The sequence below is a fragment of the Shewanella sp. 0m-8 genome, from assembly GCF_052977265.1.
In genome coordinates this window covers 25,160-40,168 of record NZ_JBRIMB010000043.1, presented here as the reverse complement: position 1 = coordinate 40,168, position 15,009 = coordinate 25,160, and the positions used below count along the sequence as shown (strand labels likewise).

Sequence of the window (15,009 nt, the reverse complement as noted above, 5' to 3'; positions counted from 1 at the left end):
CGGATGTAGCTCAGCTGGATAGAGTACCTGGCTACGAACCAGGCGGTCGGAGGTTCGAATCCTCCCATCCGCACCATATAAAACAAATTAGATACAAGTCGTACCGATTTTGCGCGTGTAGCTCAGCTGGATAGAGTACCTGGCTACGAACCAGGCGGTCGGAGGTTCGAATCCTCCCACGCGCACCATGTTTTGCGGAGAGGTGGCCGAGTGGCCGAAGGCGCTCCCCTGCTAAGGGAGTATGGGCTTTAACTCCCATCGAGGGTTCGAATCCCTCCTTCTCCGCCATTCATTAAAAACAAAAAAACCGCACTAAGTGCGGTTTTTTTGTGTCTGTAATTTACCCTTTTCAGCATTCAGCATTCAGCATTCAGCATTCAGCATTCAGCATCAATTTATAGCGAATTGGTATCGTGCTTGTTGAACATACCTAAGCTTTATTCCAAGGGAGACAATAGCAATCATATTACTCATCCAGTTTTTACAAACTAATTCAATGAGAATAGATGATGAAGTGGGATTCCTTACGAAGTTATTTAATGCTGAAGTAGGAAGTCCAAACCCGCCTTAAAAAATGAGCTTTAACGCTTCATATGCAGCGCTAACAAGCATAAACCTAGTTCGATTATGCTCGATACGTCGTGAGCATAATACCAATCAGTATAAAGATTTGGTCGCTCAGCGAGAGTTTAGCGGCACTGAGACAAGCTCATTAAATACTCCTCGGTAACTGCTCCTGCGTTACTCTACCTCCTATATCCATATAGTCGTGCATTAATGACATTCACCACATCTGACCTCCAGGGATGGAGGAAATGTCTTATGTATGTCGGGAACATACAAGATCATGTGGTTTGCAACGAGTGAAGAGCATAGTTGAACTAGGTTAAGCTCCCTCTTGTTCCATAAGAGTCACAGGATCAGAGCCGCCAAAACTCGCCATTCTGGCGCGTTTTTGGCTGCCTACTACTGCGTTGAACAACTTCACAAGGAGCAACCATTCTTTCAGTTATTCGCCTTGAATCAGTTTGCCAAAAAACGTTCTGAGTAGATCAACTTCTTATACTGATTGGTATAAGGTCTTGTATCCCGATTACATAGACATTTCCTCTGGCCATGGGGATCTGATGCAGCGAATTTCATTAATACACTACTGAAATGATTCAGTAGGCTAAGTAGCGCAGGTGCTGTTACCGAAAATGCTATGCCACCAAACTCGAACCAGTGAGCGATTAATGACCAGTCTCTGATGCGCTAAACGCCGTTGAATGTTCACCGCTTTATACTGCTGAGGATCATTGGCGATACCACGACAATAGCCTCCCTTTATCATCGCTAATCAACTTAATGTAATAGCTATAAAACCCCGATTAATGATATTTACCAAGCAGATTTATAATATCTATCGCTATCAATGCAATCGTCAAAAACTCAATCGCTAAACATCTAAATTTTCCGTAAATTGCCATTAACTATGCGACTCCACTCAGCGATAAAGCCTAAAAGCTAAATTGCATAAAATTGCAATTTGGCTTTTATCGCTCCTCTCTGTTCTATTTTCTGAATTCATTTTCCAGTAAATGCACTATTAAATTATAAAGAAATGGCCGTAAAAGCTTGTATATTGATGAATATTCAATTTATCGGCTTTAATAGTGATGATTTGTTAGTAGCTATGAGTTTGTGATGATTTTTATGGTATGACCAATTTACAAAGGGGTCGCAATCTTGTTATATATTGGTTATTGTTTTTGTCTGAGGTTGCCATTTGACTGCTAAGCGGTATCTGAAATGAATGGAATGAATTGCATAACATGTGAATGTTAAGTGAATTTCTATTGGCTGATCGCCACGTTTGTTCACAATAAAGTGTCTACAAGAGGAAGAGATGGCTTCAATATCTGAACAGTTATATGACGCACTGGGGATCATGGTTCTAGGCATGACACTGGTATTTGTTTTTTTGAGTATGCTCATTTTAGCGATGAATTTGGTTGCTCGAAAATTTGGCCCTTTGCCACAACAAAATATGAGTCAAGGCCCTTCGACTCAACAACAATCGGATCAAGCTGCTGTAAGTCCTTTAATGGCTGCGGTGATCACTGCAGCCATTCATCAGCATCGTAAGAAAGTATAATAAAAGTAGGGAGTATTCGTATGAGCAAGCCATTGGCTTTAACTGATGTGGTCCTAAGAGACGCACACCAATCTATTCTCGCTACTCGTTTGCGTACCGAAGATATGTTACCCATCGCGCCTTTACTCGATAAAGTCGGCTTTTGGTCATTAGAATCATGGGGCGGCGCTACATTTGACTCCTGTATTCGTTATCTTGGAGAAGATCCGTGGGAGCGGATCCGTGAACTGAAAAAGGTAATGCCTAACACCCCTCAACAGATGTTACTACGAGGACAGAATCTGCTGGGTTACCGTCATTATGCCGATGATTTGGTGAATCGCTTTGTTGAAAGAGCTTATACCAATGGTGTTGATGTTTTCCGCGTATTCGATGCGATGAATGATGTGCGTAATCTTGAGACGGCGGTTAAGTCTGTTGTTGAAGTCGGTGGCCACGCCCAAGGAACCCTATCTTATACCACAAGCCCGGTACACAACTTAACTACCTGGGTCGATATGGCTAAGCGCATAGAAGATATGGGGTGTCATTCGCTCTGTATTAAAGATATGGCAGGTTTATTAAAGCCTTTTGAAGCCTTCGATATGATTAGCCAAATCAAATCGCAGACCGATCTCATTGTCTCTTTGCATTGTCATGCAACCACAGGTCTAAGTACTGCTACGTATCAAAAAGCTATCGAAGCGGGTATTGATGTGCTCGATACTGCTATCTCTTCTATGAGCCAAACCTATGGTCATAGCGCAACAGAAACCTTAGTGGCGATGGTTGAAGGAACAGATAGAGCGACAGGTTATGACATGGCCTTGCTGGAAGAGATTGCTGCGTACTTTAGAGTTGTGCGTAAAAAGTATGCCGCATTTGAAGGTGAATTAAAGGGGATCGACTCACGAATTTTACGGGCACAAGTTCCTGGTGGCATGTTAACGAATATGGAAAGCCAGCTAAAAGAGCAAGGTGCTGGCGATAAGTTAGATCTGGTTCTAGAAGAGATCCCTCGCGTTCGTGAAGATTTAGGCTTTTTACCCTTGGTCACGCCGACGTCACAAATTGTGGGTACACAGTCAGTAATTAACGTGCTTACAGGCGAGCGTTATAAGTCGATGACTAAAGAAACTGAAGGGGTGTTGAAAGGTGAGTATGGCGCGACGCCAGCTCCGGTTAACGCTGAGCTGCAACGACGAGTATTGGCTGGCAAAGAGGCTATTACCTGTCGACCAGCAGACCTACTTGAGTCTGAATTAGATAAATTACGCATAGAGCTTAAAGACAAAGCGGCTGCCGATGGTATATCGCTTGCTAAAGAGCTTGATGATGACGTACTTACTTATGCTTTATTCCCACAAATAGGCCTTAAGTTTTTAAGTAATCGCAATAACCCCGATGCGTTTGAACCTAAACCTGACGTGGCTGCTAAAGCGCTTGAAGAGGCTAAAAAGGCGGAGCTTGCTGCTGCCAATAAGCAAGGACCTGAAACCTATACGGTGACCGTACAGGGGCAAAGCTTTGTTGTTGAAGTTGCAGAAGGTGGCGACATTAGCCAAATAACCCCGGCAGAAAACGTTGTGCCGTTTGCAGCGCCAAACCATGGGGCTGCCCATGCACCAGCGATTGTTGATATGGCTGCAGTTAAGCATGAGCAGAATGCTCCGCTTTCAGGCAATATTTTTAAGGTACATGTATCGCCAGGTGATAGTGTCAAAGAGGGCGATGTGGTGATTATTCTTGAAGCTATGAAGATGGAAACGGAAGTGCGCGCCGAAGCTGATGGGGTGATCTCAAAGGTTTGGGTTAAAGAAGGTGACGCAGTCACAGTTGGTAGTCAACTGTTAGCATTGGCGTAGGGGTCATCATGGAAGGATTAATCGCGTTTTGGTTTGAGTCTGGTATTGCTAATTTTACCTTAGGCCAATTGTTGATGATGGGTGTTGGCTGCCTATTGTTATATTTAGCAATTGCAAAGAAGTTTGAGCCTTTGCTACTGCTACCGATTGGATTTGGCGCAATACTGGCCAATATTCCCAACGGTGGGTTTACCGATGAAGGAGGACTACTCTATTTCGCTTATCACGTAGGCATTGAAACAGGGATCTTCCCTCTGCTTATCTTTATGGGAGTCGGGGCGTTAACGGATTTTGGTGCACTTATCGCTAACCCTAAAATGCTGTTACTTGGCGCAGCGGCTCAGTTTGGTATTTTTGCGACCCTTTTAGGGGCTATCGGGCTGAACTTGATCCCAGGGTTTGAGTTCTCGATGACTGACGCGGCAGCCATTGCCATTATTGGTGGGGCAGATGGGCCAACGGCTATTTTCTTAGCCTCTAAACTTGCGCCGGATCTGCTTGGTGCTATTGCCGTTGCCGCATACTCATATATGGCACTGGTACCATTAATTCAACCGCCTATTATGCGTTTGCTTACAACTGAATCTGAGCGTCAAATTAAGATGGAGCAGCTGCGTGAAGTGAGCAAGAAAGAGAAGATCATCTTTCCGCTGATGGTGCTCGGGCTTACCATCTTAGCCTTGCCTGCAGCAACCCCATTGGTTGGCATGTTCTGTCTTGGTAATTTGATGCGTGAATCAGGTGTTGTCGATCGGTTATCAAACACTGCGCAAAATGAACTGATTAATATTGTGACCATATTCTTAGGTCTTGCAGTTGGTTCTAAGCTGTCAGCAGAGCAGTTCTTACAGATGGAAACTTTAGGTATTTTAGTACTTGGTGCAGTAGCATTTGCTATTGGTACTGCTACGGGGGTACTTATGGCAAAACTGATGAGCAAACTCTCTGGTGGTAAAATTAATCCATTACTGGGCGCTGCCGGAGTCTCGGCTGTACCGATGGCTGCGCGAGTGGTTAACAAGGTTGGCCTAGAGTCGAATAACCAAAACTTCTTGTTGATGCATGCCATGGGGCCGAATGTTGCTGGTGTATTAGGCAGTGCGGTAGCGGCGGGGGTATTACTGGCGGTTCTTGGCTAACAAGCTTTGACTACTATTTTATGAGTGCTAGTTTAAGACCTATTTTTAGTACTAGCCTGAGCTTTAAGCACTTGTTTGGGTACTAGCTTGAGCATTAGTTTGGGTTAACGGGTTTTGGGTTGACCCATTATTAACTCGTTCTTAGAACTGACAGCCTTGTAGCACATAACCGAAAAGTCCTGCTCTTTAGTAGGACTTTTTTATGCCTTATTTTTCAGTCACTAACGTGCAGTGGTTCGCTTTTAGGCACTAATATTTTTTCACTGAGTTTTAAGTTCCGATGGTTGTGTACGCCAACGGTTTTATAGAACTATGCCTATATTTCATCTTCCTTTCGTGTTGAATGAGCCAACAACACTAGAGTCGAATGCTTTCTTGTACTGATCAATATTAACCTTGTTATAGAGGGTTAATACTTGAGGTTTTGACCCGCAGTGAGCCAGAGTAAAAATACCAGTGCAAAAATGATGGTCAGGCTGATGCCGATGATATAGAGAAACCCCGTCTTTCCTTGCTTTAATGGTACGCCGTTATAGTTAAGAAAAAGTGCCCATGCCAGCGAAAGCAGTATCGGAAGAATGAAGAGTTTTGTCATATCTAAGCGCTCCAAAATAGTCTGTATTCTTAGTAGAATATTGAAAAGTATAAAGTAAAAAGGCCGCGATTGCGGCCTTTTTATTGAATGACAAGTGAGTACTAGTTACTAGCTTGCTCTACAGGGGCATTCTCTTGGGCGTAGAACTGCATTTCATCAAGCTGGCCCTCTGATTTACCAATCACAACGGCGGTCATCATGTCGCCAGTGACGTTCGTTGCTGTGCGGATCATATCGATAATACGGTCGACTGCAGCAATAAAAGCGATACCTTCAAGTGGCAAACCGACAACGCCTAACGTTACTGTTAGCATAACCATTGCGCTGCCGGGTACACCAGCGGTGCCGACAGACGCGACCGTTGCGGTTACAGCGATAAGCATATAGTCAGTCATATCTAATGAAATGCCATAAATCTGGGCGATAAAAATAGCGGCAATAGCAGGGTAAATTCCCCCACAGCCATCCATGTTCATAGTGGCACCTAAGGGCAGCACAAAAGAGCCATAGCGCTTAGAAACGCCCATAGATTCCGTGCAGCGCGTGCTGGCAGGTAAAGTGCCAAAACTTGATGCTGTGGTAAATGCAACGATTTGCGCAGGTATCGCTTTACGGAAAAACTGCATCGGGCTTAACTTGGCGGCAAACTTAATTAAACCACCGTAGACAAAGATAATATGGATCAATGCGGCTAAGTAGATAGCACCGATAAACTTACCTAATGGCAGCAGAGTAGATAAACCGTATTCGCCAACAACCCAAGCCATTAAACCAAATACACCAATTGGGGTAAGTTGTAACACCATACGGGTTAACTGGAACATGACTTCTGCACCCGCTTCGATAGTGCGTTTTAATGGTTCAGCTTTTTCACCTACTTTATTAATCGCAATGCCAATCAAAGCTGCAAATATGATGATCTGCAGTACCTTGCCCTCAGCCAGCGAGGCAAACGGGTTGACAGGGATCATATCTAAAACGACTTGAGCAAATCCAGGTACATTTCGCTCACGAACTTCGGTCGCTACCAGCTCCATGGAACCGCCCATATCGATAACTGAGCCGACAGTTAAGCCTATCAGTGAAGCGATTGTGCCAGTAAACATGAACATGGCTAAGGTTTTAAAGCTGAGTCTTTTTAAACTGACTTGGGAGCCTAGCGAAGTGATACTGACAACGATGGCGCAGAATATTAACGGTGCGACTAACATCTTAATCGCACTAATGAACAGATCGCCCAGCGGTTTAAGTACCGTTGCAGATTCACCAAAAATGACGCCAACGCCGGCGCCTAAGATAAAGGCAGCTAATACTTTCTGCCAAAAAGGGATACTTTTAATTGCTTGCCACATTGTTGAAATTCCAAAAATTTTATTTTTCTAAAGTTACTTTACGGGGGAATCGGTGTTCACTCCAGTAATAGTTTGCAGGCAACCTCTAACAAGGTTTACATTTAGTTACCCAATGATGCTCATTCTATAGATAGTGTGGCGTGTATCACAAACCGATTTGGTTATAACATATTGTGATAAAAGAGTTTGTTTTAATAACTTTAAATTTTAACTTGATTGCAACAAGGTGGTGTTTTTATTTCATCTGTGAAAAAAATTGCATTAATTCACTCGGTAAGGAATTTTACTCCTGATGTTGTTGTCGATAAATAAGTGTATTCTTTGCTTCAATTGTTATTAAAAACGGCATATTTTTAGGTTAATTATTTGAAATTACACCGCTGGTTGTTTTATCTGTAGTGGGTAATACTAGGTGCATTAATATACAGCATGGCAAAAGATGCTAATAACGCCTGTTGGAAAAGGAGAGAGTCATTGAAAAAATGGATATTGGCCGCAGCGGTAAGTGCTGCATTATTGGGATGTGCTGGACAGCAACAAAATTCAATACCGCTACCAGAAGGGGTGGTCTTACTTGAAACGGTAGGTTTTAGTAATGATGAAGTTGGGATCCCATACCGCAAATACCAATTAGCGAATGGCTTGACGGTGATTTTACATGAAGATCACTCAGATCCTTTGGTACATGTTGACGTCACTTACCATGTGGGATCTGGCCGTGAATTAGAAGGACGCTCAGGCTTTGCCCATCTTTTTGAACATATGATGTTCCAAGGTTCTGAAAATGTTGGGGATGAACAGCACTTTAAGATGGTGACTGAGTCTGGCGGTACCTTAAATGGCACCACCAATACCGACCGTACTAACTACTTTGAAACTGTACCGAATAATCAGTTGGAAAAAATGCTCTGGTTAGAATCAGATCGCATGGGCTTTTTCTTGCCAGCATTAACAGAAGAAAAGTTTGAAGTTCAACGCGAGACCGTTAAAAATGAACGCGCCCAACGAGTAGATAATCGCCCATATGGTCGTATGGGAGAGCGTTTCAATCAAGCATTTTACCCACAAGGTCACCCCTATTCATGGCCAGTGATCGGCTGGCCTGAAGATTTAAATCGTGCAGATGTAGAAGATGTTAAGCATTTCTTCCAGCGTTGGTATGGCCCTAATAATGCAACCTTAACCATTGGTGGTGACTTCGACGAGCTGCAAACTCTTGCTTGGGTGAATAAGTACTTCGGTGAGATCCCTGCAGGCCCAGCAGTCGACGCGCCAGTGAAAGAGTTAGTGACTCTTGATGCAACGCGTTACTTGTCGATGGAAGATAGAGTCCACTTACCCTTACTGCGTATTGGTATGCCAACCGTTTATGCCCGCCATGAAGATGAAGCTGCGCTGGATCTGCTATCAAATATCTTAGGTGGCGGTAAGACATCACTATTTTATAAGAACTTAGTCAAAGATGGATTAGCAGTACAAGCGGGTGTAAGTCATCCTTGCCAAGAGCTAGCTTGTCAATTTTCTATGTACGCGTTAGCAAACCCTGCTCGTGGTGGTAACTTAGCTGAAATCGAGCAAGCGATGCAGGACTCTATTGCTGAATTTGAACAGCGCGGAGTGACCGATGATGATCTTGAAAAAGTTAAAGTTAACTTTGAAGCGGGGACGATATTCGGCTTGCAGAGCGTACAAGGTAAGGTGGCAAGTCTAGCCTTTAATGAAACCTTCTCTGACAACCCAGATATGATTGGCTTTGATTTGGCTCGTTATGCAAACGTCACCAAAGCTGATGTGATGCGTGTGTTTAACAAATACATCAAAGATAAGCCCATGGTGGTAATGAGCGTCGTGCCCCAAGGGCAAGCTCAACTTATTGCTAAAGCAGATAACTTTGTTGCCCCTGCCGAGGTGGTCGCTTCCGTTGCGGTTGAAAACGTAGCGATTAAGCCACAGCTCACCTCTGCATTTGATAGAAGTATTATTCCTGCAGCAGGTCCAACGCCAGTACTGAGCATGCCTGAGCTTTGGACTGGTGAGCTTGCCAATAAAATCCAGGTCATTGGTACTCAGACGAGCGAAACGCCAACGGTTGAAATCGTTATCTATCTTAATGGCGGTCACCGCTTATTAGATGTAAACCAAGCCGGTCTTGCTAGCATGACAGCGTCAATGATGAATGAGTCGAGCAAGAAGCGCAGCTCTGAGGTGCTCACTCAAGCGTTAGAAATGCTAGGCAGCAATGTGAGTTTCAGTGCAAGTGGTTATCAAAGCCAAGTTAAAATCTCATCATTAGCAGCTAATCTTGATAAGACCATGGTCATAGTCAAAGAGAAGCTATTTGCCCCCGGTTTTACCGCTGCCGATTTTGAGCGAGTGAAGCAGCAAAAGTTACAACACTTACAGCGAGAGCTTACCGAGCCTAACTATCTGGCTTCAACGGCGTTTAGCGGTTTGTTATACGGCGAAAATAGCCCATTTGGTGTAAGCTCTGGCGGTTCAATTGCCACTGTTTCAGCAATGACGTTAGATGACGTTAACGCCTTCTATAAGCAGCAATATACCGCAGGTAATGCGCAAATAGTGGCAGTAGGCAGCTTGAATGAAGCGCAGATGCTAGCAAAACTTGCTACGCTTTCTAGTTGGAAGGGGGTCGCAACGCCTTTGCCAGAGCTTGCAGCGTTACCCAAGTTTGAGGGTGGAAAAATCTATATTGTAGATAAGCCAGAAGCGGCCCAATCTGTGATTAAGATTGGTAAGCGTGGACTTAAATATGATGCAACGGGCGAGTTCTTTAAATCGTATTTGATGAACTACCCACTGGGCGGTGCATTCAATAGCCGAATTAACCTCAACCTTCGCGAAGACAAAGGTTACACCTACGGCGCAAGAAGCTATTTCTCAGGTGGCCCAGAACTCGGTTTTTACCAAGCAACGGCTAGCGTGCGTAGTGATGTGACGACAAAGGCACTAATTGAATTTATCAAAGAGATTAATGCTTTTCAGGAAACAGGGATGACAGATAAAGAACTCGAGTTTATGAAGAGTTCAATCTCACAGTCCAAGGCATTAAACTATGAAACGCCATATCAAAAAGCGGGCTTGATGCGTAATATTCAGCGTTATAATTTGGACGATAACTACAGTGAGCAGCAAACTGCAATCACTAACAGTATTGGCCTAAATGAACTCAATCAACTGGCTAAAGAGCAGTTGAATTTAGACGATATGGTGATATTGGTTGTTGGCGACCGAGCTCAAATTGAGTCTGAATTATCAACACTTGGTTATCCAATTGAAATTTTACAGTTGTAAAAGACATAATTAGTCCATATATCCGAGAGATGGTGCTAAATCTATGGCATCATCTCATCGTTTATTATGCTGGCAGTTAACTAAACGCTAATTTGGTACGACTTGAAATTTAAGTTGTCTATAGCGGGTCTGACTGAATTGCTATATGGGTAAAAGTCACGTACTAGAGAGTAATGTATTGAAATCTTTCAATGAATTAGTAGGTAAGTTGTCGGATACGGCAAGTCGTCAAGCGCTAAGAACAATGCAACGAGGCATTGAGCGTGAAGCGTTAAGAATTGAAAAGTCGGGTCATCTAGCGTTGGATAAACATCCACAAGCGTTAGGTTCGGCGTTAACCAATTCGCGGATCACCACAGATTATAGCGAATCCCTACTTGAGTTTATTACTCCTGTTTTTGAAGATATCGATGAATTAGTCGAAGATTTGACCTTAACTCATGCCTATAGTGTCCGGCACTTAAATGGCCAACGACTTTGGCCTGTAAGTATGCCGTGCTACCTTGGCGATGCGGGTGATATCCCCATTGCGGATTACGGTAGTTCTAACACTGGCCAAATGAAACGTTTATATCGTAAAGGGCTGACCTATCGATATGGCGCTCAGATGCAAATTATTTCAGGCGTGCATTTTAATTTTTCTGTTTCAGACCAGCTCTGGGACAGGCTGTATGAGCTATCGGATAAATCTTTAAGCTTAGAGGATTTTATCTCAGAGTCTTATTTCGGTCTCATTCGTAACTATCGTCGCCTAGTCTGGGTATTACCGTATTTATTTGGTGCATCACCAGCGCTTTGCAGCACATTTATTCAAGACCCTAAGACGAATAACTTTCCTTTTGAAGTCATAGGCAATGGCACTTTGTATTTGCCATATGCCACCTCTTTACGGATGAGTGACTTAGGTTATACCAACCAAGAGCAAGACAACTTAAATATTAGTTACAACAGCTTAGCTTGTTACTTGGAAGGGATGAAATCTGCGATTAATATGCCTTCGGCTAATTTCGCAAAAATTGGCGTTAAAGTAGATGGCGAGTATCGTCAGCTTAACGCCAATATTTTACAGATTGAAAATGAATTCTACTCGCCTATACGTGCTAAACGTGTTGCGAAAGGTAATGAGAAACCGTCAGAATCACTTGCTCGAGCAGGGGTTGAGTATATAGAGGTCAGAGCATTAGATGTTAACCCTTATAGCTCAGTGGGTATTGAAAAGTCACAGATCCGTTTCTTAGACCTTTTCTTATTGAACTGCTTATTGCAACCTTCAGCGGCATCTGATGCAAGTGAAGAGGCGGAAATTGCCGCTAACCTACAAGCTGTCGTGCTTGAGGGGCGTAAGCCGGGGCTTATGTTAACCCGTTCAGGTGAGCCGCTGAGCTTAAGTCATTGGCTTGAATCATTGTTTGGTGATCTTAGTGATATCGCTTCACTACTTGACGATGACGGCCGAGATGATTACCAGGTTGCGCTGACTAAGTGGCACAAAGCCGTTAATAATCCAGACGAAACCTTGTCGGGACAAATTATTAAAGGACTAAAACAAGACCAAATAGATCATAGTGACTGGGTGTTACAGCTTGCAGAGCAGTACCATCAAGAACTCAAAAACTATCCTCTGTCAGAGGCTGTGACAATGCGCTATGAGCAAGACGCAGTTGTATCACTCGAGAAACAAGCGAAGCTAGAAGCTGAGCCAAGTGTGAGCTTCGATCAGTTTTTAGTTGATTATTTTAAGGCTTAACCTTGGTGACTAAAGGGTTCAAAAATATATTAAGTTTTACTGCATTGGTATTGCTGGTATCGGGTTGTGCAACTCAACCTGATACCGCCAATCAATGCGGTATCGTTGCGACGTATATGGAGCCCGACCACGACGCTGATATTTATCGCGTCGTGGTAACTCACCTAGATGGAAAGCCTGTTATATCTAAACCTTATTATCGGTTAAGTGTAGGTAAACACACCTTTACTCTTGCTGAGTTGATTGATGCACCGAATTTGAAGGTCAAACTTAGCGCTCGCATCCCTAAAGAGCTTACGGTGAATGTGGCACATAATGAGCGCTATCATATTGGTGCCAAGTTTAATGTCGACAAAGTTTATCGCGGTAATGATAAAGGTTTTTGGCAACCGGAAGTATGGCAACAAGAGCCCCATGACTGTGAGCTTCAACCTGCCCAGTAGGGGGAGGTAATCGCGGTAGGTTCGAGCTACTCTCATCTGATTTACAACACAATTCCCATAACGCTCAATTGCATCTTTAAGCTATCAGTGTGACACTATGGCTTTGCTATTACTGTCAGTTGGTATCTTTTTTTATGAAATGGCCCGCGTTATTTACGACTGTTATTTTAGCGACCCTATTGACTGGGTGCGCGACTCCTCCTCCAAAAGATCCCGAAAATCTTTGTTCGATTTACACAGAGAATCGCTCCTGGTATAGCGCTGCAAAAGATACCCGCGAAAAATGGGGAGTACCGATACATGTTCCTTTAGCCATGATGTATCAAGAGAGCTCTTTTAAGCACAATGCTGCTCCACCGATGGAATATTTTTTAGGCTTTATTCCTATTGGCCGAGCAAGTGATGCTTATGGCTATGCGCAGGCAAAAACCATGACTTGGGATGACTACGTTAAGGAAACTGGTAACTCCTGGTCAAGTCGAAGTAACTTTGATGACGCTATGGATTTTATGGGATGGTTTATTTACAAAACGCACAAAATCAATGGCGTGTCCAAGTGGGATGCTCGTAACCAGTACTTGAATTACCATGAAGGTTGGGGGGGCTATAAACGCAAAACGTATAATCAAAAAGCATGGTTAATCAAGGTTGCTGGCCGTGTAGATGAGCGTTCTAAGCGATATGCAGCCCAATATAGGCAGTGTCAGGAGGATCTCGATTCATCCTGGTTGTGGCGACTGTTTTTTGGGTAGTCGATACTGACCTATCCAGACAAAATGAGAACAGGTTTTAGCACTACTATTTACATCAAGCTCTAAAACTAAAATTAACATCATGCTCTAGAGCTAAGAGTAACAACTAAGCTCTCGAGCCTTGCGTTAAGAAATAAGCGCCAATAAGCAAGTGCCACTAATATAAACGCTAATAAATCGCTAAATGACTTTACATAACAGCCTCTGCATTTGCGGGGGCTTTTTATTGATAATTTGTCTGAGTTGAGGCCTTTTTGCCTCGTTTATGTTGATACATCAGTCTATCAGCCGCTTTAAAGCTGGTATTTAAATCCCCTTGGTAGTCAGCGATGCCGTAACTGAACTGAATATCGGGCATAGATTTATAAGCAGGTTTGTCGCTTAAGTGCTGCTCTGCTAGCATTTGCCTGATCTGTTTAAGATCTTCTTCAAGCTGCTCTAGCGGTCCGTGGCATAGGGCAACAAATTCATCACCTCCATAGCGAGCAATCAAGTGTTTACTATGCCAATGCGTTTTTAGCGTACTAGCAAAATACAACAGGGCTTTATCGCCTGCCTGGTGTCCGTCACTGTCATTAATTACTTTTAGATTATCAAGATCTAACACGACCAAATAACTGCCAAAGTGCGCTTTAATCTTCCAGTTGTTAACTCCTTCTTCAAAGCGTTGACGGTTATAAAGTTGAGTTAAACTATCAAAATTGGCTAATAAGTTAATTTGACGTGTCTTCTGATAAAGCGCAATAGCATTCGCCGCTTCATGAGTTAGGATTGCCACCAAGTTTCTGTCGTAATGACTAAAAGTGTTAATTCTTGCACTGTCTAAATTCAGCATGCCATAGAGAGCACCGTCGATATGTATTGGGCTGGATAAGGTTGAACGAATAGGTGCCTCAGGTGCGGTGAGCAAGACTTGTTGTTCGGCGGTGCTTAGGGTGCTATGGGCATTGATATTGGCCATATCATCGATGACCACGACTCGGTCACATTTGCCTTTGGTCAGCAGGTATTCGAAAGACTGGCTGAGATTGAATTTAACTTGTCTGAGCTTGTTGATATCAATGCCGACGGTGGACTCAAAGTGCAACTCCCCAGTGTTGGCATCCACTTTTATAATCGATCCCATCTCAGCGCCATCAATACTACTGACAGATTTCTTGAGTAACGCATCAAGAAAGGCGCGCTCATCTTGGTAACGATTAGCAATATTGACCAATGCAAAGGTGGTATCGTTAACATGAATGACCTGCTGAAGATGCTCCCATAATCGGTTCAATCGACCTTGATGGAAGTAATAACTTAAGCTGTAACCTAATAAATAGATTATTGCGACTAAGACTAAGTTAGCGACAGAGTTTGGCGTCGGGCTGATACGAAAGAAAATGCCCCAGCCGATGAGGAGTAATAGCATTGGAGTTCCTAAAAGCGCGAGATGCGTTTTTAGACCGACTGAGTCTATCTTTTTTTTCTTCAAGCTATCTTTAATGGGCATTATGAATATCCTTATTCGTAAATCTCACCATTGATGTGCCGTCGATGTCGCTTAAAAAGTGCTTATATTCAGCTTTATGACTCACTTTCCACTCTCATTTCTAATTCACTTATAAATCGACACTACCTATATACAAGTAAAATACACTGCTGACAACGTCGAGTATCGTACTAAATCTCATCTCATACTATATACA

The 15,009-nt window shown here is 43.3% G+C and carries 10 protein-coding genes and 2 tRNA genes; 9 read left to right on the top strand and 3 right to left on the bottom strand.

Annotation, left to right across the window (positions count from 1 at the left end):
- The first annotated feature begins 111 nt into the window (after positions 1–111).
- The 5 genes from ACVBIO_RS16975 (at position 112) to ACVBIO_RS16955 (ending at position 5,120) form a co-directional block, all read left to right on the top strand.
- Positions 112–188 (top strand) — tRNA-Arg (locus tag ACVBIO_RS16975).
- A gap of 8 nt (positions 189–196) precedes the next feature.
- Positions 197–288 (top strand) — tRNA-Ser (locus ACVBIO_RS16970).
- A 1,600-nt stretch (positions 289–1,888) separates the two neighbouring features.
- Positions 1,889–2,137, top strand: a complete 249-nt coding sequence (locus ACVBIO_RS16965) for an OadG family transporter subunit (protein ID WP_447161106.1) — start codon at positions 1,889–1,891, stop codon at positions 2,135–2,137.
- 20 nt (positions 2,138–2,157) lie between these two features.
- Positions 2,158–3,981, top strand: coding sequence for a sodium-extruding oxaloacetate decarboxylase subunit alpha (gene oadA / locus ACVBIO_RS16960; RefSeq protein ID WP_447173058.1), 1,824 nt, complete (start codon positions 2,158–2,160; stop codon positions 3,979–3,981).
- A gap of 8 nt (positions 3,982–3,989) precedes the next feature.
- Positions 3,990–5,120, top strand: coding sequence for a sodium ion-translocating decarboxylase subunit beta (locus ACVBIO_RS16955; protein ID WP_447173057.1), 1,131 nt, complete (start codon positions 3,990–3,992; stop codon positions 5,118–5,120).
- Between the two features lie 409 nt (positions 5,121–5,529).
- Here the strand turns inward: ACVBIO_RS16955 and ACVBIO_RS16950 are convergent, their stop codons facing one another.
- Positions 5,530–5,715, bottom strand: a complete 186-nt coding sequence (locus tag ACVBIO_RS16950; RefSeq protein WP_447161109.1) for a hypothetical protein — start codon at positions 5,713–5,715, stop codon at positions 5,530–5,532.
- A 101-nt stretch (positions 5,716–5,816) separates the two neighbouring features.
- Complete coding sequence (locus ACVBIO_RS16945) at positions 5,817–7,067, bottom strand: dicarboxylate/amino acid:cation symporter (protein ID WP_447161110.1); 1,251 nt, start codon at positions 7,065–7,067, stop codon at positions 5,817–5,819.
- 474 nt (positions 7,068–7,541) lie between these two features.
- Here ACVBIO_RS16945 and ACVBIO_RS16940 point away from each other — a divergent pair, with 474 nt between their 5' ends.
- The 4 genes from ACVBIO_RS16940 (at position 7,542) to ACVBIO_RS16925 (ending at position 13,321) form a co-directional block, all read left to right on the top strand.
- Entirely contained in the window at positions 7,542–10,379 is a 2,838-nt protein-coding gene (locus ACVBIO_RS16940; protein ID WP_447173056.1) for a M16 family metallopeptidase, read from the top strand.
- A gap of 145 nt (positions 10,380–10,524) precedes the next feature.
- Positions 10,525–12,126, top strand: a complete 1,602-nt coding sequence (gene gshA, locus ACVBIO_RS16935) for a glutamate--cysteine ligase (protein ID WP_447168887.1) — start codon at positions 10,525–10,527, stop codon at positions 12,124–12,126.
- A 2-nt stretch (positions 12,127–12,128) separates the two neighbouring features.
- A complete protein-coding gene (locus ACVBIO_RS16930; protein WP_447161113.1) occupies positions 12,129–12,569 on the top strand; it encodes a hypothetical protein in 441 nt (146 codons plus the stop codon).
- Positions 12,570–12,703: 134 nt separating this feature from the next.
- A complete protein-coding gene (locus ACVBIO_RS16925; protein ID WP_447161114.1) occupies positions 12,704–13,321 on the top strand; it encodes a transglycosylase SLT domain-containing protein in 618 nt (205 codons plus the stop codon).
- A 223-nt stretch (positions 13,322–13,544) separates the two neighbouring features.
- Here ACVBIO_RS16925 and ACVBIO_RS16920 read toward each other — a convergent pair whose 3' ends face one another.
- The gene (locus tag ACVBIO_RS16920; protein WP_447173055.1) at positions 13,545–14,813 is read right to left on the bottom strand and encodes a sensor domain-containing diguanylate cyclase; all 1,269 of its coding nucleotides are present in this window, start codon (positions 14,811–14,813) and stop codon (positions 13,545–13,547) included.
- Positions 14,814–15,009: the final 196 nt, after the last annotated feature.